Here is a 21,644-nt window from a genome sequence, read left to right on the forward strand (position 1 = left end):
ATCTCTCCTTGAGTTGGTTTATTTGTGTTGATATACGTTCATATAGGTTTAATTTACTTCATATCAACCATTTAGGCAAGGAGATCTTGTGTGCGATTTGTGGAAATTATGGAAGTTGTGAATAAAGTGAGCAGAAAGTGTACAAAACAAGCAAACGAGCGACGTTAATCATGAATGTACAATTTAGGAGGCACATGTAATGGACAAAAGTCATTATTTCGATCACGTTTGCAATGATACAATTCCAACACTGCCAGAAGAAGAAGATACAACACCGACAGATATGTTAAGTGATGCCGTTGCAGAAATTATGGATAATTTAACTCATCCATTTTCGGATGAGGATTACACAGATCGAGACTAAAAGATGCCGTTGAATCCCTTCCATTGGAAGGGATTTTCTTTTTGAAGGCAGGGGAGTACAATGACCTTATGATCCGATGGAAAGGAGCCCCCGATGCCACAATCGACAAGATTATTTCCTGTTTTGTTACCGAATMAACCATGTCATCCACAGGTGGTTGCTTATTATTTTAAACAATGGCAAGGATTTCATATGCCCTTTCACCGACATGATGCGACTGAGATCATGTATACCATACATGGCTTTTGTGATATAGAGATACAGGTTTCCCCAACAAAAACGGAACGAGTTAGACTAAAAAAAGGGGAATTCATTCTTCTTAATGCCAATATCGCTCATCGACTTATTGTTGAAGATGATGAGCCGTGTCGGATGCTCAATGTGGAATTTCGTTTTACACCGCAACAGGGCGTAATGCCGTCTTTACAACAGCTTGCCGCGGAAGAGAAACAACTGAACTCTTTATTAGAAGTTCAGACCGCTTATTTAGTGCTGCGTGACCCAGATGAAGTGTATCATGTGATGAAAAGTTTGGTGCTGGAGCTAGACAAGCCAGCTGACAAGAGTGAGTCTATGATTCAACTGTTGTTTGCTCAACTGCTGATCCGAATTGCTCGTTTACGGCGTGAATCCGCGAGCAGTAGTTTGGCACAAAGCGAATGGTATGTGAAGATAAGCATGGATTATATGCATCAAAATTACGATCGCGAGATTCAAGTGAAAGAAATAGCAGGGGCTGTGAATTTACATCCAGGCTACTTACAACGCATATTCAAAGCAGTGACAGGACAGACCTTAATGGCCTATTTAACGGAAATCAGAATGGAAAAAGCACAAATGCTGCTGCTTGAAACGGATATTCCAATTGCGGATATTTCGGATTATATCGGGGTGGGCAGCCGTCAATATTTCCATATGCTATTCAAGGTGCACACGCAATTAACGCCTACGGATTATCGTAAATCGATGAACACGCATAAACATATGTATCCAGAAGGAGGTTAGGATTTTTGACAAATAGAAACAGAAGTAGTTAGAAATTTGATAACGTTTTCTCTCTTTGGCTTGGTACAATGTGAAACATAAACGAAGTGTTAGAGAGGGCGATATATATGGCATTTAAGGTAGCATTCATTGGCGCAGGCAGTATTGGATTCACACGTGGACTACTTCGAGATTTACTAGCTGTACCCGAATTTCACAATATTCAAGTGGCTTTTACAGACATTAATCCACACAATTTAGAGATGGTGACGGAGCTATGCCAACGTGATATCCACGAGAATGGCTTATCGATTCAAATCCAAGCGACGACAGATCGCAGGGAAGCATTAGAAGGTGCCAAATATGTGCTTTGCACGATACGTGTTGGCGGTCTAGAGGCTTTTGCAACAGACGTGGATATTCCTTTGAAATATGGTGTGGATCAATGCGTTGGTGACACATTGTGTGCGGGGGGCATCATGTACGGTCAACGTGGTATTTCTGAAATGCTGCGCATTTGCCAAGATATTCGCGAGGTCGCTGCCACAGATGCTACATTGTTGAATTACGCGAACCCGATGGCTATGCTGACTTGGGCTTGTAATAAATACGGTGGTGTACGAACGATAGGCCTGTGTCACGGAGTACAGCATGGCCATCATCAAATCGCAGATGTTTACGGGTTGGATAAGAAAGACGTGGACATTATTTGCGCTGGCATTAATCATCAAACCTGGTATATTCAAGCTTCCCATGAGGGGAAGGATTTGACAGCAGGCTTATTAGAAGCATTTGAAAATCACGCCGAGTATGCACGAACAGAGAAGGTTCGTATTGATATGCTGCGCCGCTTTGGCTACTATAGCACKGAGTCCAATGGACATTTGAGTGAGTATGTTCCTTGGTATCGGAAACGGGCAAGTGAAATTCAAGATTGGATTGATATGGGGTCTTGGATTAATGGTGAAACAGGTGGATACTTACGTGTGTGTACGGAGGGACGACGTTGGTTTGAAACGGATTTCCCGAACTGGATGAAGGATCCCGCATTTGTCTATGCCAGCGAGAAGCGCAGCGAAGAGCATGGTTMTTACATTATCGAGGGCCTAGAAACAGGTCGCGTCTATCGTGGTCATTTTAACTTGGTCAATCAAGGTGTGATCTCGAATTTACCGGATGACGCGATTATTGAAGCGCCAGGCTACGTCGATCGCAATGGGATCTCGATGCCGCATGTTGGTGATCTGCCATTGGGGCCAGCGGCGGTATGTAATGTCAGCATTTCGGTCCAGCGCTTAGCTGTAGAGGCGGCTGTGCATGGGGATGATAAACTGCTGCGTCAAGCCTTTATGATGGATCCTCTTGTTGGAGCCGTATGCAATCCAAAGGAAATTTGGCAAATGGTTGATGAGATGTTAGTCGAACAAGAGGCATGGCTGCCGCAATATAGTGCCGCGATCGCTGAAGCCAAACAGCGTCTTGCATCAGGGAACCTCATTCCGACGCGTGACTATGAAGGGGCTGCTCGTGTGAAAGTGAAAACGGTCGCTGATATGCAGCAGGATCGTGAAGCCGCCAACAAGAACGCAGGGGAAGCTGACAAAGGGAAGGATCGCGCGACGACTTCAGCGTAAGGTTCATTTATTTTCAAGTATGTTCATTTGGGTGCTTATCGGATATAATTAGTGAGTAAGTGAAGGGCCGCTTGCGGTCCTTCTTTTTCATTTCAGGATGGAAGCGGTTTATAATGAAAGGGGAAAGTCAGATGTCTAATATTGGCGTATGGGAAGCGGCAGAACCAGGCGTAACTCGCTGTATTTTGAAAGCTGAAGTAGGTTTAATGATGATGGAGGTTCACTTTGAACCTGGGGCTATCGGCTATCAGCACAGCCATGTTCACGAACAAATGTCGTATTGCTTGAAGGGTAAAATCGAATTCACAATCGATGGCGTCGTTACTGTTATTGAACAGGGCCAAACGGTTTATATACCTAGTGGAGCTAAGCATGGTGTTACCGCATTGGAAGACTCTGCACTTTTAGATGTATTTACACCGATTCGCGAAGATTTGGTAAAAAGATAACCGGTTGCTTCTGCAACTCTACCATATAAGAAAAAGGAAGGGTTGATCCTTATGCAAAATAGCGGTAAATTTGCTTGGACATGGACGATTCGCGAAGAAGATCTTGAGGAATATGTGGCGATGCACTTAGCGCCATGGCCAGAGATTATGGAGGAACATAGTAAAGCAGGATTCCGAGATTACTCCATTTTTCAAAATGGTGCACAATTTTTCTATGTATTCTTGTGCGATGATATAGATGCTGCTTTCGCCTATCTGGCAGAGAGTGATGCATGTAATCGTTGGAATGCCATTACGTCCAAAATGGTTGTAGGCTCCTTCGATTTCCGTGAAGCCGTTCCGATTACCCCGATGCGCGAGGTTTTCTATCTGAAATAAGTTGTTATGGAAGAAGGATGACTAGAGAGTATTCTAGCATCCTTTTCTCATTTTCCGACTATTGACAGAGATGGCATACCGTGGTTTTAGGGGAATTGAAACCTACTTGAAGTACTACTAGGATTGGGATAGTATGAATAGCAGAGCAGTTTTTGTTGAAAGGGACGTGAGAAATGAATAACCTCAACTTAAGTTTATTATTAAAAGCATCACGATTTCGGGTTATTCCAGTCATGGTTATTCCTGTCGTTTTGGGTGGATTAGGAGCAATCGTATGGAACGATACATTTCATCCTATCTTATTTGTGCTAACCTTTATTGGGTCAATTGCTGCGCACTTATTCTCGAATATGATTAATGACTTATGGGATTTCCGTAATGGCATTGATACAGCAGCTAAGGAAACAGCTTCAACAATTTCGACCAATTCAGGTTTTCTAGCCAATGGCACCATAACAGAGCGAACGTTTAGTTTTCTGACATGGTCATTATTTGCTGTTGCTCTTATTTGTGGTCTTATTTTAAGCATAAGCAGCGGCTGGCTCGTACTTGTTTTCGGAGGTTTAGGTGCTTTGATTGCCTATTTCTATGTGGCACCGCCTATTAAATTTGGTTATCGCGGCAAAGGATATAGCGAGATTGCTATTTTGCTTTCATTTGGCATTCTACCAACTTTAGGCAGTTATTATGTGCAGACTATGCAGGTTGATTATCGACCGATATTACTAGCTTTGCCGATCGGCTTATTGACGACATTAATTCTGTTTAACCATCATTTCCTTCATTGGAAATCAGATCAAAGTGCGGGTAAGCGAACGCTAGTTGTTGTCTGGGGCGAGAAAAAAGCACTCATATTCTCCAAATGTTTATTCGTACTCTCTTATTTGGCTTTGATATTGTGCGTGGTTATGGACGTTTTTCCTTACTATGCCCTGCTTGCTTTAGTGACAGCTGTTCCATTTTATCGGGTATATGGTAATTTGAAGTCTGAGAATCCTTCTCCAGCCTATTTGCCATTAATGGGTGCTTCCTTAAAAGCAACAACCAGAGGCGGCTTGATCATGATGCTGGCTTTGGTCGTTCAAGCTATTTTGCAATGAGAATATTACAACAAAGTGAGGTCATAAGCGATGAGCAAACAATTTACAATAGGTGATTTTCATACCATCTTATCTGAAGGCGAAGTTTGGAAAATAGGTGGGTTCCCGATGCCAGATGGGTCCTTCTGGGAATTCAGAGAGCCGAATGCAACGATTATTGTTCGAAATGGCATTCTATATGCACGTGCGCCGCTTAGCCGCAAAAATGACTATGTACAATTTCTAGATAACGCAAAGCATATGTACTATTCGGCTCAAGATGTTGAAGTGCCCGAAGAAGGAGAAATTTCTTTTGAGCTTCAAATCCGTGCTCGTACGCAGAACACTGAGCCGAACGATTTATATGATGGCTTCGTCTCTTTGAATTTGCTTGATTTTACGACAGGCGCTGCACTGGATTTCTTTGCTGGCAACGATAAATATGCAAGTGTATATGCCGTTCTTCCATTCCCTGGTGTACAAGTTCCTGAGACGGACAAAACGCGCTTCTTCTGTATTTTCAAAGAGGAAACGAATTTCCAACCCCGTGAATTCAATACGTACAAAATTACGTATCACCGCGGCAATGACGAAGTCATTTTCTATGTGAATGGTGTGGAAGTGCGACGTGAGAAGCATGTACCGATCAAATTCAATCGCTTCACAGTTGCCCTAGGCATGATGACGGAGAAGGATTTGACACCACAAGGCAGTGTCTCTTTGCATGGACAGACGATTATCGGTGAGTGGTCGCCTGTAACAGTTACAATAACGGAATAAGAAAGCAAAGCATACATGAAAGAGCTCGAACTTCGTTTCTGAAGTCGGGCTCTTTTTTGCACGCTCCTGCCTATGGGTGAATACACTGGAGTACTCAGCGATTAGGCTTCTTAGGAGGTACAGGTATGCGGAAATATACAGTCAAGCAGGACCCTCGCGATTTTCGTGATTTCACATACAGAAGTGTTAATTATATTCGGGAATCTCAATTGCCGGGTCAAATCGATTTACGCAGCAAACTCTCTCCGATTGTTAACCAAGGTTCTTTAGGCTCATGTACCTCTAATGCCATTGTAAGTGGATTGCGAGAGTATTGGCTGCTAACCGAAGAACAGAACACAACAAGGCTATCTCGTCTGTATCATTACTGGCATGAACGCGAGTTAGAAAATACGGTAAATCGCGATGCAKGGGCGACGATCCGTGACGGAATGAAAGTGTTGCACAAAACAGGCGTATGTCCAGAGGAAGTATGGCCATATCAGACTGCAAATTTTAAAGAAACACCGAATTATCAAGCGGAGTCTCTTGCTAGGTATTATCGTATTGAAGGCTATCATCGCATTCATGATTTAGCAGGGATGAAGGCTGCGCTCGCGGATGGCTCACCTGTTGTATTTGGAATTTGGATATATGCCTCATTTGAGAATAAGACAGCTTCCAAAACAGGGAAAATCCCGTATCCCAATCGGAAAAAGGAAAGTCTTCTTGGCGGTCATGCATTGCTTGCGGTTGGCTATAAGGATGGTAAGGAAAAAKGGAAGGGTGTCATTATTGCACGAAACTCATGGGGAACCGCATGGGGAGACGCAGGGTATTGCTACATTCCTTATACTTTTTTCAGAAATAAATCACTGACCTTTGATTATTGGACTGGTAAATAAATTTGTCTTATTTAGAGGAGGCCTATTTTGATGATGAGTGTGGAAGATGCGAACAAGATTATTGCTTTCTTATCAGCAGCCTATTTCGCGACCTCAGATCCGGAAGCACAGAAGGAATTTAATCGATTAGCGAATGAAGTGAGGAAAGCCTCAGGACAGCCGCCGCAATGAGTATCGGAAGGAATTTCAATGAAACGAGGGACGGCACTCATGCCAAAGGACCGACTGAAACTGCTCATTCTCATTTTATTTGTATTGCTAATCCTATTTTTTAGTTTGTTTTTTTAAAAAAGAATAAACAGCCGCTGCGTTTTCTTCGCAACGGCTGTTTGGCGATTAAAAGCCTTTATATTGCGGCTCTTCATTTTCTAACTGTTGGACGCGATTGGCAACTTGATCAACGATTTGCTGGGTCGACTGGGCCGCAGTCTCATATAATTGCTTGGCCTCTTGATTTTGTGTGCTTAGGGCGAAGGTTTCAAGACTGGCTTGGGCACTTTTTAAAGATGCTAAGGTGGTTTTAACGTCTGATGCTACTGTCATATCGTAAACACTCCTCTTTTGTGATCTTGCAATAGAACAGCTGTATGCCATCTGCTCAGGTTTGCGGTTGTTAATATGCCCGTATTATTAGCAACTCATGTTAACAAATAAATCCAATTTAGAGCAATAATAGTTAGGGGGCAAATGACACATAATGTAGGTATTGAAGGTTGAAGAAAGGGGAGGAATGATGTGCCGGAATGGCTACTTATTGCGATTCGAGCATTAAGTACCTTGATGTTTCTGTTTGTATTGACACGGATTCTAGGTAAAAAACAAATTTCACAGCTGACTTTCTTTGAATACGTGATTGGCATAACACTTGGGGATCTGGCTGGGAACATTTCGACTGACGTCGAAGCAAATTATTTTCATGGTGTTATTGCGATTCTAATATGGGTGCTTGTGCCATTAGTGCTGGAAATATTGACGTTAAAAAGCAAGACCCTTCGAGTATGGTTCGAAGGCAATGGCAGAGTTCTTATTAAGGATGGCAAGATTCTAGAAGATAATTTAAAGAAGGAACGCTATACAGGTGATGAATTACTCGAACAGTTGCGTACAAAAGGTGTATTTCGGGTGGCGGATGTGGAATTCGCGATGTTGGAATCCAGTGGTGATTTGAGTATTCTTTTGAAGAGTGAGCACCAACCGCTAACCCCAAAGCATATAGGGCTAAAGCTGCCCATAGAGAAACCAACTCAAGCCGTTATGATGGACGGAGTTATTCAAAATGAACCATTAGCTGCGGCTGGGAAAAGTAGAGGCTGGCTGCAATCAGAGCTTGAAAAAATGGGTGTGGCGAAAGAAAATGTATTTCTTGGACAAGTCGATACACATGGTGAATTATCGGTTGACCTTTTTGATGACAAGATAGTCGTGCCGGCAACTACCGAACGCCCTGCCGTACTTGCGTGCTTGAAGAAATGTGAAGCAGATCTGGAGTTGTACTCGTTAACGACGCAGAATTCTGAGGCTAAGATGATGTATGAAACATGTTCCATGCAGTTAACTCAAATTATCCAGCAGGTACATACGATTCTCAGAGCTTAGGTTTTGAGGGAATAGGAGTAAGTCATGCCTAACAACAAGAAGAAAAACTTAACGATGACACAACAAGAGTATCAGAAATTAGCTAAGCAGCAAGAACCCAAAAGACCTGTACTAAAAAATTGCGGCAGAGCCTTTCTGGTGGGTGGGACAATCTGCTTGATTGGTGAATGCTTTATGCATATGTTCATTAATTATTTTGGTTTTACAGAGAAGACTGCCGGCAATCCGACCGTTGCTGTCATGATTATTATCTCGGTTATTTTAACAAGCTTTGGTATTTACGACAAAATCGCACAGTGGGCAGGTGGCGGCAGCTCTGTCCCCGTCACTGGTTTTGCGAACTCACTTTGTTCCGCAGCCATTGAGCATCGTGCTGAAGGACTTGTGCTCGGTGTTGGCGGTAATATGTTTAAATTAGCTGGTTCAGTTATTGTTTTCGGAACTGTAGCGGCCTTTTTTGTAGGCATTGCACATCTGATCTTCACGGGGGGCTGACGAGATGCTTAAGGGACACCAAAGTTGGCTTTTCGAGAATCGGCCTGTCATTCTTTCAACAGGCACAGTTGTAGGTCCTGATGAAGGAAAGGGACCGCTCAATGAAGATTTTGATATCGTCCACGGTGATTTGACTGTTGGTCAAAAAACGTGGGAAAAAGCTGAGAAAGCGTTGCTGGAGGAGGCTGCTCAGCTTGCAATGAAGAAAGCCGGCCTGACCGGCGGCCAAATCCAGTTCTATATTGGGGGAGATCTGATGAATCAGATCATCTCCAACACGTTCGCTGCGCGGACACTAAATATCCCTTATCTAGGGATATTCGGTGCTTGCTCCACATCGATGGAAGGGCTGGCGCTAGCCGCCCAATTAGTAGACTCTGGCGCAGCCAACTATGTCCTGGCTGGCACGTGCAGCCATAACTGCACGGCGGAGAAGCAATTCCGTTATCCAACGKAATATGGATCTCAGAAGCCGCCGACGGCGCAGTACACCGTCACTGGTGCTGGGGTGGCCGTGCTTGGGAAGACTGGTGACGGCCCTGTCGTCACCGCGGCTACGATCGGACGAGTCGTGGATATGGGGATCACGGATCCGTTTAATATGGGCGCTGCCATGGCACCTGCCGCTGTAGATACGATCCAAACACATTGCCGCGAATTGAATCGCGACCCCTCCTATTACGATCTTATCGTGACGGGGGACCTTGCATCGGTGGGGATTAGCATTGCGCGTGAGCTCTTTCACAAGCATCATTTCCCAATCGAACAGACGACCTATAGTGATTGTGGATTAATGATCTTTGATCGAGAAACACAAACCGTTCAAGCAGGTGGGAGTGGTTGCGGTTGCTCTGCTACGGTTACCTATGGGCACTTATTAAAGCGCATGGCAAAAGGAGAATTGAAACGAATCCTCGTTGTCGCAACAGGAGCCTTGCTTTCACCGATTTCATTCMAGCAAGGTGAAAGTATTCCCTGTATCGCACATGCTGTTTCCATAGAGTCTGGAGGTTTATACGTATGAGCTTTTTTTGGGCATTTGTTGTTGGAGGGGCCATCTGTGTTCTGGGACAACTATTGATGGACGTTGGCAAATTAACACCAGCCCACACCATGAGCACGTTGGTTGTGCTCGGTGCCATTGCCGATGGCTGCAATTTATATGAACCGTTGATTGCCTTTGCTGGCGCCGGTGCAACGGTGCCGATCACGAGCTTCGGGAACGCGCTTGTTCATGGTGCTCTGGAGGAGTTGCATAAGGATGGCTATATAGGCATTATTACAGGTATTTTCAAGGTGACTAGTGCGGGGATATCCGCCGCGATCATCTTCTCCTTTTTAGCTGCCTTGTTTGTGAAACCGAAGGGTTGAAGCAGGTAGATACGGAAGCTAAACATGAAGTGATGGAAGACGCCGAGAGGCGTCTTTTTTACATTTATATATGGAGCCGCGGTGGAGGGCTTTTGGAATTGTTTTGGGAATTCAACCATGGCTCATTTATGTGGTTAATTTTAACAAATAACTTTAGAGGATTTACAAGTATACGGAAGAAAAACTTTCCTGTAAACTAGATTTACGTACATTTTGTTTGTTTTCTGAGCAAAACAGAAGATGAAGCAGGTTCGTACAATAAAGCGATGTTTACGCATACAAGCTTCGACAAAAACTCAGTAATGCTTTCGAAGCAAGATTTGCAAGCAAAACTCTAAGGAGGATCAACACATGGAAACTGCCACCCAGCATCATGTAGAAGTACTAGCTAGGCTAAAAGCAAATTTAGAATCATGTATTCTTGGCAAAAGTGCCGAAATTGAATTGTTGCTTACTGCGATGTTGGCAGGTGGTCATGTTCTGCTTGAGGATGTTCCAGGGACAGGTAAAACTGTACTTATTAAAGCGCTGGCGAAATCTATTAATGGTCAATTTCGCCGTATTCAATGTAACCCGGACTTATTGCCAACGGATATTACTGGCGTATCTATATATCACCCCAAAAAAGAGGAGTTTCTTTTCCGACCGGGGCCGATTATGACCAATATTTTACTTGTTGATGAGATTAACCGTGCGACAACCAAAACACAATCAGCTCTTTTGGAAGCGATGGAAGAACAACATATTACGGTTGATGGTGATTTGCATGAACTCCMATCCCCGTTCCTTATGCTAGCAACTCAGAATCCAATTGATTTTGAGGGAACGTATACATTGCCAGAGGCACAATTAGATCGATTTATGATCAAGTTGAGCTTAGGCTACCCGAGTGAAGCTGCCGAGAAAATGATGATAGCTTCCCAAAGCAAGGTACATCCGATGGAAGCGCTGCATGCGATTGTGGATACGAAACAAGTTCTTGAAATTCAAGAGCAGGTTCGCCAGGTGCATTTGGATGAAGCAGTGGCTGATTACTTAGTTACCATCTCGAGAAAAACGCGGGAACATCACGCGGTATTCCTCGGTGCGAGCCCAAGGGCTACGCTCTCGTTGGTATTAGCCTCCAAAGCCTATGCCTTCTTACATGGTCGCGATTATGTCATCCCAGATGATATTAAATATTTAGCTCCTTTTGTACTGGGTCACCGTATGATCCTTCAAATGGAAGCACGTATGGATGGTGTCAGCATTGCCTCTGTACTCGCGACGATTTTTGAGCAAGTACGGGTTCCGGTTAGATTGGAGAAGTGAGCCTATGAAACGACCGGTATTCAAACGATTCGGGGAATTCACCCGGCTTCCGGCACCTTTTTGGCTACTTGTAACTTGCTTGGCAGCTAGCTTGTTATTCATGCTATTTCAGGGTGGCAAGCTGGCTTCAATGTTATTCATTACGATGACTTTTTTAGCTATTTATTTGCTTTCAGGGAATTGGAGTGGCATCAGACGTGTGYAGGGGACTCGAAAGATTACCAATGCAACCGTAGAAGCTAAGCTGGAAGCAGGACAATCTTTACAAATCCAACTTGGCGTCCAAGTACCAGGTTACTGGCCAGTTCCCTACGTAATGATTAAAGATCAGCTTATTCGTCAGAATGGGGACGAATCTGTTTTCGAAGGATCTATCGTTCCAGACTGGAAACGTCGGGGTGAGTTCACGTATAGCACGCCTCCACTTCGGAGAGGGTACTATCGTTTTGGAGAAACCGAATGCTTAACCGAGGATATTTTCGGCTTTTTTCAGCATAAAGGTCGATTAGATTTGCAACAACCGATAACTGTGTATCCCCAAACCGTTACGATCCGCGAATGGGCGCAATTTCATCAAATGCTCAAAGGTATGCAGCATCACTYAACGGCGACGAGTGCACACCGGGAAACGACTCRAATCAATGGTGTTCGTGAATACATTTATGGTGATCGGCTTTCACGTATACATTGGAATGCGACAGCGAAGACAGGAACTTGGAAGTCGAAGGAGTTCGAGCGAGAATCATTGCCGAAAACCATCGTGTTACTGGACCGAACTGCTCGCGCTTACCGAGATGCGGCTGAGTTTGAACTAGCAGTGTCTGTTGCAGCTTCCCTGTTCCGATACGGAACAGGACGCGAAATGTCGCTTGGTTTACTGTCGATCGGCAAGGAATTTACTTATTTTGAACCGAAGCACAGTCAGCATCATTACAAGGAAATTGTTAAACATCTCGTTGGTGTTGATGCGGATGGGTACCAGACGCTCAGCCAGATTTTGAAGKAACGCTCACAGGATTGGCCTGCAGGCAGTTTAATTGTGCTCATTTCTCCGCAAAAGGGGAGCGCAATGCTGCAGATGTTTCAGCAAATGGCACTTCTTCAAATGAAGCCATGTCATATTTGGGTTCACACCCAAGCAGAACAAGCTTTCAGCCMACAAGGTGTGGAACATATCTCTGCACATGAGGACTATATTAAGGCCATACGCTCACAAGGCTATATGGGGTATGAAGTAAGTCAATTAACGGACTTGCCTAACCTCTTGGGAGGGGCGAAACGGTATGCCTAACACATGGTGGAGCAGAATTCTTCTCAAGGATTGGGCATTGCGCGTATCTGCGATATTCGTGGGGATATTCCTTTACCAATTTCTGATTTGGATTATGAAAGAAGATGGTTTGTGGCTTCCAGAGACGGTTTCATTCGTTACCTGGACCTTAGTACTTACTACAGCGACCTACTGTATTCCCAAAATAAAAGACGGCCCACGAGGTTTTCTCCAATTCGTTCTTATCATCTGGTTCCATGGTTTGGGCATGGGTTACCATTGGGTAGCCGTACATATTACAACATGGAAAGAGGCGCTTCGCTTCATTGGACTTAACGCAGGGCAGCTAGAACCGTATATTTGGTTTAGTTTGGGAGCATGGATCATATATTTATTCGCAATGTGGTCCGTTCAATCCAGGTTCCGTATTGTCGTCCTTATTTTTGTTAGCATTTTGTTTTTTGCCGTTCGTGATTCTTTCAGTATGATTTTTCTTTGGCCGCAAGTGGCGATGATTATGCTTTGTGGATTTATGCTCTTAATTGTGAGACATTTCTCCCAATTGAAGAAGAAAGCGCCAGACGTATGGGAAACGATTTCCGATTATCCGTCTTCATTTACCGTTCCTATTCTTATCTTAATTGGTGTGATTACGTTAGCAGGTGTTTTCGCTCCGACAGTAAATCCCATACTGACAGACCCTTATACCGCTTGGAAAGTGAGTCGTGGGGAAACGGTGCCGTTGCTTGGCAAAGGGGTTAGCATTGCCGCATCGACCGCAGATGCCTCATCTGGCTATAGCCGAGATGATAGTCGACTTGGTGGTGGATTTCGATTTGACTACACACCGGTGATGACCGTTGAATCTACCAAACGAACTTACTTCCGTGGGGAAACCCGATCGATGTATAATGGTAAAGGATGGGAGCTTGGACCAACGGAGAAGAGATTGCCTGCGTATCGGGTGAATTTGAATCCGTTACCGCTTGATCCACGTTTTGATGTATCCCAATTGAAAACGCAAGAAGTTACGCAAAGTGTTTTGATGGATCGAGATGAGACTTTCCCGGTCATATTCGGGGGCTATGCCATTCAGAAAATCGTGGATATCAATCAAGGTGAGAATCCGTTCCAACGCATCATTTGGACACCGCGACAATCGGAACTTCGATTCACGGGACGGTCTAATTATCCGAAAGACTATTCGATCGTTGTCCAAGAGCCGATTCTAGAGGAAGATCTACTACGGCAATCGCAGCAAGATTTTACCAACAAACCAGAGTGGGCAGAATACTTGCAAGTTCCTGTAGATTTACCCGAGCGAGTGAAGCAGTTAGCGCTTGATATTACGAAATCAGCGACTAATCCATATGATAAAGCAAAGCTGGTTGAGAAGTATTTATCCGAACATTATCCTTATACGAATACACCGGATGAAACGAAAGGGAAGAGCAAGGATTTCGTGGATCGGTTCTTATTCGAAGTGAAGCAAGGATATTGTGACTACTACTCGACGGCAATGGCTGTCCTCACACGATCACTTGGCTTACCTACTCGTTGGGTGAAAGGATATTCCTCTGGCACTTCATCGATTGCTGACGACATTCGAGAGCAGGGTTTCTTGAGCCAGTTAGGAACAACGCTTGATCTAAATGGCGCTGGCACGTATACGGTACGTAACTCAGATGCTCACTCTTGGGTAGAAATTTATTTTGAAGGCTTTGGATGGATCTCTTTCGAGCCAACCTCCGGCTTTGTGTTGCCTAATGTGTTCCCTGAAGCAGCGCCAGTTGTAGAAGATTTAACCACAGACACAGAAACGAGTACATTGCCTGAAGAAACGACAGAAGCCGCAAGTTTCACTTGGCTATGGCTGACATTAAGTGGTGTAGTTGTCGCAGCACTTCTTACTGTTGCTGCATTCTTCTTCGTAAGAAGCGAGACGTGGCATAATTGGCGTGCACGCAGGAAACAGCTGCAAGTCGTGAATTTTAATCAGAAAATTATCGTTGAATTTGAACGAATGCTCCGTGCTTGTCGTCGTAAAGGGTACACGCGATACGAGTATGAAACGGTGCGCGAAGCAACGACCAGGTGGTCGACGCAGAGCAAGTGGATGAAGAAAGAGCTGGACGCATTAATTGAACTGTTCGAACGTGCCAAATATAGTCAATTAGCTGTGTCTGAAGTCGAATATCAACAAGCAAACCAATTAATTATCCGTGTAAAAGAACAAATAAAATGATGAACCGAAGCCACTCTCCCCACAAGGAGGGTGGCTTCCTATGAGAGGAGATTTATTCAAATGGCGTTTATCGATTGTCATTTTCATTCAGAATCCCTAGGTGTTGCAGCTTCCATGCATGTCATATTACCTCAAATTGCCAAAAGTCAGATTGGACTAGCTTCGCATGCTTTTGGTGGGAAGCACCCTACTTTATTTTTGTTGCATGGATTGTCCGATGACCACACCATATGGATGCGTAGAACGTCCATTGAGCGCTATGCATCTCAGCATGGTATTGCGGTGGTTATGCCAGCTGTAAACCGCAGCTTTTATGCTGATATGGCGTCAGGACCGAAGTATTGGGAGTTCGTTAGTGAAGAATTACCTGTGTTAGCAAGGTCTTTCTTTCCTTTAGCTGAAGAACGAGAGTTGAATTACGTGGCAGGACTGTCTATGGGTGGATATGGCGCAATGAAGTTGGCACTTTCGCATCCAAATCGTTATGCAGCGGGAGCGAGCTTATCCGGTGCCGTAGATATTGTTGAGCGTGCTACTGCGTTTCCGAATGACTTTCAAATGATTTACGGCGATGTGACGACGGTTAAAAATAGCCCAAATGATTTATTCTATCTCGCTAATCAGCTTGTTGCTAGTAAACAAGAGCAACCTAGGCTCTATCAATGTTGTGGTACTGAGGATTTTCTGTATGAAGATAACATTCGATTCCGGGATTATTGCCTTGCACAAGGGCTGGAAATTACCTATGAAGAAGAGTCCGCCACGCATGAATGGGGATATTGGGATCGTAAAATTCAACACGTTTTAGAGTGGTTGCCGTTGCCAACAAGAGATTAGGGAGAAAATATGTTCTTTTCTTTTTGCAACAAACGAGGCACTATGATATAGTTTCACGTATATGTCAAGGAAGCAGTTGGAGGGAATTTGTTTGCTGAAAAAGCTTGTACCCAGACAGTCTGTTCATACAATTTATGATATTGATGCCAATCACCTGTGGGGATTCGGTATTCGCGGAATTATAACGGATCTTGATAATACACTTGTCGGTGCAGCGGATCCACATGCGACACCTGAGTTAATAGAATGGCTGAATCATTTGCAGCAGATCGGCTTCAAAGTAGTCATTGTGTCGAACAACCATCATAACCGGGTGTCGACCTTTGCTAAGCCATTGGGCATTCCGTTTATTCACCGTGCCAAAAAACCGACGAATGCTTCCTTCCATAAAGCGATGAAGTTGCTTGGAACGAATGCGCGACAGACGACTGTTATCGGGGATCAAATGCTGACAGATGTGCTGGGCGGCAATCGAATGGGGTTATACACGATCCTCGTTCAACCCATCTCAAGAAAAGATGAAGGCTTCTTCACGAAAGTGAACCGCCAAATTGAGAAATGGGCTCTAGCAAGGATGAAGAAATAGGGAGGTTTCATGAGTACAGAAACAATACAACATTGTGCGGGTTGCGGCATAGGGCTGCAAACAGAAGACAAAAGTAAGCTGGGCTTTATACCAGAGGCTGCCTTGCAAAAGGATCCTTTGATTTGCCAGCGCTGTTATCGGATTAAGCATTATAATGAGTCTTCGAGTATTACCCTTCAACAAGATGACTTCCTGAAATTATTAGGACATGTTGGACAAACGAAGGCGTTAGTCGTGAAAATCGTGGATATTTTTGATTTTGAAGGCAGTATGATTAGTTCACTTGCCCGATTCATTGGTAATAATCCCGTTTTACTCGTGGTTAACAAAATTGATTTACTTCCGAAAGTGACGAATGCCAACAAGATCATCAACTGGGTGCAGCGCAGAGTCAAGGAAGAGAACCTCAAGGTTGTTGATATCGTGCTTTGCAGCGCGAAGAAAAACATCGGTTTCGATCGTGTTATTTCGGCTGTACAAGAATATCGTGGCAACATGGACGTGTACGTGGTTGGTGCTACGAACGTAGGGAAATCGACGCTCATTAATCGCCTGATCAGTGATTACAGTGATCTCGAAGCTGAATTGACGACGTCACAATATCCGGGAACTACGCTTGATCTAGTCAAAATCCCACTCGATGATGGGAAATTCATTATTGATACGCCTGGGATTGTCTACAAGCATCGTCTTACGGAGGTAGTGAAGAAGCGTGATTTAACGCCACTCATGCCGGACAAACCGTTGAAACCAATGGTATTTCAACTTAATGAGGGACAAACGTTATTTTTTGGTGCGTTAGTTCGTTTTGATTTTATCCAAGGTGAGCATCAATCCTTCACGATATATACGTCGAATGCCATTCAGATTCATCGTACGAAGTTAGAGAAAGCGGATCAGTTATATGAAGAACACAAGGGTGTCATGCTGACGCCTCCGGCACAGGCTGATCTTGAAGAGCTTCCGAAGCTGGTCAAACATCCGTTGCACATTCCGAAGGGGAAACAGATGGATGTGCTGATCTCTGGATTAGGCTGGATTAAAGTGAATAGTTTAGCAGGTGCTGGGCTTGCTGTACATGCACCGAAAGGTATCAAAGTCATTACACGGGAGTCGTTGATTTAGGGGGACATAGGGAGATCATGGAGAAACCAGTGACGCCGATCGATAGTCATACAGTTTTGTACGGGGTTTTCGGGGATCCGATCAGGCATTCTCGTTCACCGATAATGTTGAATCGTGCTTTTCAGGAAGCGGGCATCAATGGGGTATATGCAGCGTTTCATGTTAAGCCAGAAGCGCTTGGGGAAGCAGTTCGGGGAATTAGGGCACTGGGGTATCGCGGAGTGAATGTGACGATTCCTCATAAAGTTGATGTCATGAATTACCTCGATGAGATCGATGAAGGAGCTTTGATCGTTGGCGCAGTGAATACCATTGTGAATGAGAATGGGAAGCTCAAAGGCTTTAATACGGATGGGATCGGATATGTTCGTTCTTTGAAAGAAGAGACGGGCATCGAGCTCAAAGGTAAACGAGTTCTAGTTCTTGGGGCAGGCGGCGCGGCGAGAGGTGTAGCTTATGCACTTGCGAAAGAAGGTGCGAGCTGCATTTATATCGCGAATCGTACCAAGGAGCGTGCAATCGAATTGGCAGCCACAATTGGCGCTTTCACCGAAACCGTTGGTTTAGGGATGGACGAGCTGGAGAACGTTGTGGACAATGTTGAATTCGTCCTGAATACGACTTCCGCGGGTATGCATCCTAATGTTGATGAGCTCCCTTTACCGCTTCACATGCTCCGACCGCATCATCTCGTTAGTGATCTTATTTATAACCCGCGGATCACGAGATTTCTTCGTGAAGCGGAAGCAATTGGCGCGCGCATTCATGGCGGGCTTGGCATGTTTATTTATCAAGGCGCATATGCCTTCGAGTATTGGACGGGAACCCCTGCGCCGGTTGCGGCGATGAGACAGGTGGTAGAACAGTCATTAACTGAATAAGAATGAATAGAKGGACATCCATGTTAACAGGCAAACAGAAAAGACATTTGCGCTCTTTGGCGCACCATGTAGATCCAATTTTTCAAGTAGGTAAAGGTGGCGTAAATGAGCATTTAATTCGTCACATTCAAGAAGCTATTGAGGTGCGTGAATTGATCAAAATCACCGTGCTCAACAATAGCGGTGAAGATCGCCAAGAAGTCKGAGCGGAGTTGTCCGAGAAATCAGGCGCGGAGCTGGTTCAGGTTATTGGTAAAATCGTTGTGTTGTACAAAGAATCGCGTGACAATAAGAAGATTGAACTGCCGCGCTAATGAGGTGGACGTATGCTTGTCGGAATTATGGGAGGCACGTTCGATCCCATTCATACCGGTCATTTAATCGCAGCTGAACGTGCGAGGGTGGAAGGGGGCTTGGACGAGGTTTGGCTAATGCCAGCGAACGTCCCGCCGCATAAACCTAATGCCCCAAAAGGAACGAGCCAGCAGCGTTGGGAGATGGTTTGCCTTGCTGCAGAAGGCAATCCTTTTTTTCGTCCTATCGATATCGAAATTAACAAAGGCGGCGTATCTTATAGTATCGATACGATCGAGCTGTTGAAATCGCAATATCCGGACATCGCGTTCACTTACATTATTGGCGCGGATATKGTTCAGTATTTGCCGCAGTGGCATCGCATCGATGACATCGTGCGGCATATTCATTTTATTGGATTAGCCAGACCTGGTTATGAACTGGACTTGAAACAGCTTCCCGAACATATACGAAACCGAGTGAAGCTTGTTCCGATGCCMCTCGTTGAAATATCATCGACAGCTATTCGGGCGTTGAGGCAGAAGAGGGATCCTGTCAGGTATCTTGTGCCAGATAAGGTTGGGCAATTCATGGAGGTGAATGGCTTATATGAAACGTGAAGACCTCATGGCAGCTGTGAAGGAGCAAATGCCGGAGCGGCGTTGGCAGCATACGCTTGGTGTGATGGAAACGAGCGTTATGCTGGCTGAACGATTTGGCGGGGATGCGGTCAAAGCGGATGTTGCAGCGATTTTGCACGATTATTGCAAGTATTGGCCAACTGGTGAGCAAGCTAAGATTATTCGTGAGAACGATTTACCGCAAGATTTGTTAGTTTTCGATAAGGAGCTATGGCATTCACACGCAGGCGCTTTCATCGCGAAGACGCAATTCGGGATCGACGACGAGGAAATTTTAGATGCGATTCGGTTTCATACGTCTGGTCGAGAACAGATGACGCTGCTCGACAAAATTGTTTGCTTGGCAGATTATATGGAGCCAGGTCGTGATTTTCCAGGAGTCGAATCTATTCGTGAACTGGCAAAGACGAGTCTTGAACGCGCGTTGATTGCCGGTTTTGACTCCACGATCAACTTCTTGATTTCCAAAGGAAAGCGCATTTATCCATTAACAATTCTGACACGGAATGATTTATTGGAACAAATACAACTACACACCTAATGACATGGAGGATGATTGCATGAGTAAAAACCCAGAAGAAATATTAGCATTCGTTGTTGAGGCAGCGGAAGACAAGAAAGCGGCAGATATCGTTAGCCTGAATTTGAAAGGTGTATCCTTAATTGCTGATTATTTCGTTATTTGTCACGGGAATTCGGAAACACAAGTTCAAGCGATTGCGGGCGAGGCTCGTAAAAAAGCACACGAACATGGTGTTCATATTCGAGGGTTTGAAGGCGTTGATACCGCAAGATGGGTACTGCTTGATTTAGGGGATGTTGTTCTCCACGTTTTCCATCGTGATGACCGTGAATACTATAACATCGAAAGACTTTGGTCCGATGCTAAAGTTGTGGAACGCGTATGAGAATGGAAGCAGGATCCCTTGTTACCTTAGAGGTAGCAAGGGAAGTTCCACCAAACGGCTTTTTCCTCACGGATGGCTACCAAGATTTTCTACTACCATACGCGGAAATCGTAGGTAATCGAATTAGTCCGGGAGATAAAGTGGAAGTTTTCTTATTCCACGATACTCAGGATCGAATCATGGCCACTATGAAACGTCCACTTCTGACCATGGGTCAGGTGGGGCTTCTAGAGGTTGTTGATATTCATCCGCGTTTTGGCTATTTCTTAGAAATGGGTCTAGGGCGTCATCTTCTTTTACCATATCGCAATGTGCCTGAGTTCGAAGATCTTCGCCCTCAAGTTGGGGACAAAGTGTTTGCAACGCTTGCACACGACCGACAAGGTCGATTGATTGCGAAGCTGGCACTTGAAGAAGATTTGGCACCGCTTTGTGTGAGAGCGCCATCGAGCTGGACGAACCAATGGGTGAAAGCACGGGTGTATCGCCCTCTGCAAATGGGTACTTTTGTCATATGTGAAGCAGGAGTCCTAGGGTATGGCGTCATCGGTCTTATCATCCCACAAGAGCGTACACGGTTACTTCGCGTAGGTGAGCAAGTGGATGTTAGGATTGCTTTCGTCCGTGAAGAAGATGGACGAGTTAATCTATCCATGAGGCTTCCTAAGGAAAAAGGACGCGATGAAGATGCAGATCGCATTCTTGAAGTGCTGCGTGAACGCCCAGGAAATGCGATGCCATTTTCGGATAAAACACAAGCTGATGTAATTAAAGATAAATTCGGACTAAGTAAGGCAGCCTTCAAACGTGCCTTAGGTAAACTTATGAAAGATGGGCTCATCTATCAGGAAGCAGATTGGACCTATCTGAAACAAGAGGAGACGCAAGGCTGAGATGAGTTACGAAAAATTCGCCTACACGTACGATCGCTTGATGAACAGCATGCCGTATGAAGACTGGCTTCGATTTATTAAGGAAAGTTTCGTGCGGTTTGGCGTAAAGCCTGCAACGCTCGTTGATTTAGGTTGCGGAACAGGTAATTTGTCGATTCCATTGGCTGCTGAAGGCATTATGGTGACTGGCATTGATCTCTCCGAGGATATGTTGGCTGTCGCTGAGCAGAAGTATAGCGAACAGCCCAGCCAACTTCGCGGCGGTGGCATTCGTTGGATTCAGCAAGATATACGTGAATGGGAGCTTGGCGAGGAAGTGGATGTCGCGATCTCTTGTTGTGACAGCCTCAACTATTTGCTAGAGGAAGAGGATATTGTGGATGCTTTCCGTCAAACATGGGCGGGACTCAAGCCAGGTGGGTTATTCCTCTTTGACGTACATCCGCCACAGCAATTGTTCGCCTATGCAGAATCGCAGCCTTTTTTTCTAAACGAAGACGATGTTGCTTACATTTGGACAAGCGAATTAGATGAGGAACGTGTTCAGATTGAACATGAATTAACGATCTTCGTTAAGGACAGCGGCCAGCAGGAAACTTTCCGTCGAATTGACGAAACGCATGAACAACGAGCGTATCC

The 21,644-nt window shown here is 44.8% G+C and carries 27 protein-coding genes; 26 read left to right on the plus strand and 1 reads right to left on the minus strand.

Annotated elements, in window-relative coordinates; genetic code table 11:
- Positions 1-199: 199 nt before the first annotated feature.
- The 9 genes from AC1DLM_RS22225 to AC1DLM_RS22265 all read left to right on the plus strand — a co-directional run bounded on the left by AC1DLM_RS22225 (position 200) and on the right by AC1DLM_RS22265 (position 6,723).
- A complete protein-coding gene (locus tag AC1DLM_RS22225; protein WP_441990335.1) occupies positions 200-364 on the plus strand; it encodes a hypothetical protein in 165 nt (54 codons plus the stop codon).
- Positions 365-457: 93 nt separating this feature from the next.
- Entirely contained in the window at positions 458-1,369 is a 912-nt protein-coding gene (locus tag AC1DLM_RS22230) for an AraC family transcriptional regulator (protein WP_477571230.1), read from the plus strand.
- Between the two features lie 107 nt (positions 1,370-1,476).
- A complete protein-coding gene (melA, locus tag AC1DLM_RS22235; RefSeq protein WP_477571231.1) occupies positions 1,477-2,982 on the plus strand; it encodes an alpha-galactosidase in 1,506 nt (501 codons plus the stop codon).
- A 131-nt stretch (positions 2,983-3,113) separates the two neighbouring features.
- Positions 3,114-3,431, plus strand: coding sequence for a cupin domain-containing protein (locus AC1DLM_RS22240; RefSeq protein WP_056609861.1), 318 nt, complete (start codon positions 3,114-3,116; stop codon positions 3,429-3,431).
- 51 nt (positions 3,432-3,482) lie between these two features.
- Positions 3,483-3,809 carry an L-rhamnose mutarotase gene (locus AC1DLM_RS22245; protein WP_171635161.1) on the plus strand — a complete coding sequence of 109 codons (327 nt, stop codon included), beginning with the start codon at positions 3,483-3,485 and terminating at the stop codon, positions 3,807-3,809.
- A 173-nt stretch (positions 3,810-3,982) separates the two neighbouring features.
- Positions 3,983-4,909: a prenyltransferase gene (locus AC1DLM_RS22250; RefSeq protein WP_441990332.1), complete on the plus strand. Its 927-nt coding sequence runs from the start codon at positions 3,983-3,985 to the stop codon at positions 4,907-4,909.
- Between the two features lie 30 nt (positions 4,910-4,939).
- A complete protein-coding gene (locus AC1DLM_RS22255; RefSeq protein ID WP_441990331.1) occupies positions 4,940-5,668 on the plus strand; it encodes a DUF6081 family protein in 729 nt (242 codons plus the stop codon).
- 125 nt (positions 5,669-5,793) lie between these two features.
- Positions 5,794-6,552: a C1 family peptidase gene (locus AC1DLM_RS22260; protein ID WP_477571232.1), complete on the plus strand. Its 759-nt coding sequence runs from the start codon at positions 5,794-5,796 to the stop codon at positions 6,550-6,552.
- Between the two features lie 30 nt (positions 6,553-6,582).
- Positions 6,583-6,723 carry a hypothetical protein gene (locus AC1DLM_RS22265; RefSeq protein ID WP_056609849.1) on the plus strand — a complete coding sequence of 47 codons (141 nt, stop codon included), beginning with the start codon at positions 6,583-6,585 and terminating at the stop codon, positions 6,721-6,723.
- 165 nt (positions 6,724-6,888) lie between these two features.
- Here the strand turns inward: AC1DLM_RS22265 and AC1DLM_RS22270 are convergent, their stop codons facing one another.
- Positions 6,889-7,095, minus strand: a complete 207-nt coding sequence (locus AC1DLM_RS22270; protein WP_171635169.1) for a DUF1657 domain-containing protein — start codon at positions 7,093-7,095, stop codon at positions 6,889-6,891.
- A 192-nt stretch (positions 7,096-7,287) separates the two neighbouring features.
- On the opposite strand from AC1DLM_RS22270, the gene AC1DLM_RS22275 reads away from it, so the two are divergent.
- From AC1DLM_RS22275 to AC1DLM_RS22355, 17 genes are all read left to right on the plus strand, one after another.
- On the plus strand, positions 7,288-8,148 hold the full coding sequence (locus AC1DLM_RS22275) for a DUF421 domain-containing protein (RefSeq protein ID WP_441990329.1): 861 nt from the start codon (positions 7,288-7,290) through the stop codon (positions 8,146-8,148).
- A gap of 24 nt (positions 8,149-8,172) precedes the next feature.
- Positions 8,173-8,643 (plus strand): stage V sporulation protein AC, encoded by a 471-nt coding sequence (spoVAC, locus tag AC1DLM_RS22280; RefSeq protein WP_171635171.1) that lies wholly within the window; start codon positions 8,173-8,175, stop codon positions 8,641-8,643.
- A gap of 4 nt (positions 8,644-8,647) precedes the next feature.
- On the plus strand, positions 8,648-9,667 hold the full coding sequence (spoVAD, locus tag AC1DLM_RS22285) for a stage V sporulation protein AD (protein WP_477571233.1): 1,020 nt from the start codon (positions 8,648-8,650) through the stop codon (positions 9,665-9,667).
- Positions 9,664-10,014: a stage V sporulation protein AE gene (spoVAE, locus tag AC1DLM_RS22290; RefSeq protein ID WP_171635174.1), complete on the plus strand. Its 351-nt coding sequence runs from the start codon at positions 9,664-9,666 to the stop codon at positions 10,012-10,014. The genes spoVAD and spoVAE overlap by 4 nt, the downstream gene beginning before the upstream one ends.
- A 351-nt stretch (positions 10,015-10,365) precedes the next feature.
- Complete coding sequence (locus AC1DLM_RS22295; protein ID WP_477571234.1) at positions 10,366-11,325, plus strand: AAA family ATPase; 960 nt, start codon at positions 10,366-10,368, stop codon at positions 11,323-11,325.
- Positions 11,326-11,329: 4 nt separating this feature from the next.
- The gene (locus AC1DLM_RS22300; protein WP_477571235.1) at positions 11,330-12,616 is read left to right on the plus strand and encodes a DUF58 domain-containing protein; all 1,287 of its coding nucleotides are present in this window, start codon (positions 11,330-11,332) and stop codon (positions 12,614-12,616) included.
- On the plus strand, positions 12,609-14,840 hold the full coding sequence (locus AC1DLM_RS22305) for a DUF4129 domain-containing transglutaminase family protein (RefSeq protein WP_441990325.1): 2,232 nt from the start codon (positions 12,609-12,611) through the stop codon (positions 14,838-14,840). The genes AC1DLM_RS22300 and AC1DLM_RS22305 overlap by 8 nt, the downstream gene beginning before the upstream one ends.
- Positions 14,841-14,900: 60 nt before the next feature.
- On the plus strand, positions 14,901-15,677 hold the full coding sequence (locus tag AC1DLM_RS22310; RefSeq protein WP_441990324.1) for an alpha/beta hydrolase: 777 nt from the start codon (positions 14,901-14,903) through the stop codon (positions 15,675-15,677).
- Positions 15,678-15,768: 91 nt separating this feature from the next.
- Positions 15,769-16,263, plus strand: coding sequence for a YqeG family HAD IIIA-type phosphatase (locus AC1DLM_RS22315; protein ID WP_441990323.1), 495 nt, complete (start codon positions 15,769-15,771; stop codon positions 16,261-16,263).
- A gap of 9 nt (positions 16,264-16,272) precedes the next feature.
- A complete protein-coding gene (yqeH, locus tag AC1DLM_RS22320; protein ID WP_477571236.1) occupies positions 16,273-17,388 on the plus strand; it encodes a ribosome biogenesis GTPase YqeH in 1,116 nt (371 codons plus the stop codon).
- A 17-nt stretch (positions 17,389-17,405) separates the two neighbouring features.
- Positions 17,406-18,269 carry a shikimate dehydrogenase gene (gene aroE / locus AC1DLM_RS22325; protein WP_441990321.1) on the plus strand — a complete coding sequence of 288 codons (864 nt, stop codon included), beginning with the start codon at positions 17,406-17,408 and terminating at the stop codon, positions 18,267-18,269.
- Positions 18,270-18,289: 20 nt separating this feature from the next.
- Positions 18,290-18,583 (plus strand): ribosome assembly RNA-binding protein YhbY, encoded by a 294-nt coding sequence (gene yhbY, locus AC1DLM_RS22330; protein ID WP_477571237.1) that lies wholly within the window; start codon positions 18,290-18,292, stop codon positions 18,581-18,583.
- A gap of 12 nt (positions 18,584-18,595) precedes the next feature.
- On the plus strand, positions 18,596-19,183 hold the full coding sequence (gene nadD, locus AC1DLM_RS22335; protein WP_477571238.1) for a nicotinate-nucleotide adenylyltransferase: 588 nt from the start codon (positions 18,596-18,598) through the stop codon (positions 19,181-19,183).
- Positions 19,173-19,745, plus strand: a complete 573-nt coding sequence (gene yqeK / locus AC1DLM_RS22340; protein WP_441990318.1) for a bis(5'-nucleosyl)-tetraphosphatase (symmetrical) YqeK — start codon at positions 19,173-19,175, stop codon at positions 19,743-19,745. The genes nadD and yqeK overlap by 11 nt, the downstream gene beginning before the upstream one ends.
- 19 nt (positions 19,746-19,764) lie before the next feature.
- Complete coding sequence (gene rsfS / locus AC1DLM_RS22345; protein ID WP_028557974.1) at positions 19,765-20,112, plus strand: ribosome silencing factor; 348 nt, start codon at positions 19,765-19,767, stop codon at positions 20,110-20,112.
- Positions 20,109-21,005: a CvfB family protein gene (locus tag AC1DLM_RS22350; protein WP_477571239.1), complete on the plus strand. Its 897-nt coding sequence runs from the start codon at positions 20,109-20,111 to the stop codon at positions 21,003-21,005. The genes rsfS and AC1DLM_RS22350 overlap by 4 nt, the downstream gene beginning before the upstream one ends.
- 1 nt (position 21,006) lies before the next feature.
- Positions 21,007-21,644 (plus strand): class I SAM-dependent DNA methyltransferase (locus AC1DLM_RS22355; RefSeq protein WP_477571240.1); only part of this gene is annotated, 638 nt, incomplete at its 3' end.

The organism is Paenibacillus sp. 01T442, assembly GCF_056398345.1.

Excerpts from the sequence above, each read along its gene's own strand:
- AC1DLM_RS22350 (WP_477571239.1), top strand. The coding sequence starts at position 20,109 with ATGAGAATGGAAGCAGGATCCCTTGTTACCTTAGAGGTAGCAAGGGAA.
- yqeK (WP_441990318.1), top strand. The coding sequence starts at position 19,173 with ATGAAACGTGAAGACCTCATGGCAGCTGTGAAGGAGCAAATGCCGGAG.
- AC1DLM_RS22250 (WP_441990332.1), top strand. The coding sequence starts at position 3,983 with ATGAATAACCTCAACTTAAGTTTATTATTAAAAGCATCACGATTTCGG.
- AC1DLM_RS22305 (WP_441990325.1), top strand. The coding sequence starts at position 12,609 with ATGCCTAACACATGGTGGAGCAGAATTCTTCTCAAGGATTGGGCATTG.
- AC1DLM_RS22245 (WP_171635161.1), top strand. The coding sequence starts at position 3,483 with ATGCAAAATAGCGGTAAATTTGCTTGGACATGGACGATTCGCGAAGAA.
- spoVAC (WP_171635171.1), top strand. The coding sequence starts at position 8,173 with ATGCCTAACAACAAGAAGAAAAACTTAACGATGACACAACAAGAGTAT.
- AC1DLM_RS22240 (WP_056609861.1), top strand. The coding sequence starts at position 3,114 with ATGTCTAATATTGGCGTATGGGAAGCGGCAGAACCAGGCGTAACTCGC.
- rsfS (WP_028557974.1), top strand. The coding sequence starts at position 19,765 with ATGAGTAAAAACCCAGAAGAAATATTAGCATTCGTTGTTGAGGCAGCG.
- AC1DLM_RS22225 (WP_441990335.1), top strand. The coding sequence starts at position 200 with ATGGACAAAAGTCATTATTTCGATCACGTTTGCAATGATACAATTCCA.
- aroE (WP_441990321.1), top strand. The coding sequence starts at position 17,406 with ATGGAGAAACCAGTGACGCCGATCGATAGTCATACAGTTTTGTACGGG.
- AC1DLM_RS22310 (WP_441990324.1), top strand. The coding sequence starts at position 14,901 with ATGGCGTTTATCGATTGTCATTTTCATTCAGAATCCCTAGGTGTTGCA.
- AC1DLM_RS22255 (WP_441990331.1), top strand. The coding sequence starts at position 4,940 with ATGAGCAAACAATTTACAATAGGTGATTTTCATACCATCTTATCTGAA.
- AC1DLM_RS22270 (WP_171635169.1), bottom strand. The coding sequence starts at position 7,095 with ATGACAGTAGCATCAGACGTTAAAACCACCTTAGCATCTTTAAAAAGT.
- spoVAE (WP_171635174.1), top strand. The coding sequence starts at position 9,664 with ATGAGCTTTTTTTGGGCATTTGTTGTTGGAGGGGCCATCTGTGTTCTG.
- yqeH (WP_477571236.1), top strand. The coding sequence starts at position 16,273 with ATGAGTACAGAAACAATACAACATTGTGCGGGTTGCGGCATAGGGCTG.
- AC1DLM_RS22265 (WP_056609849.1), top strand. The coding sequence starts at position 6,583 with ATGATGAGTGTGGAAGATGCGAACAAGATTATTGCTTTCTTATCAGCA.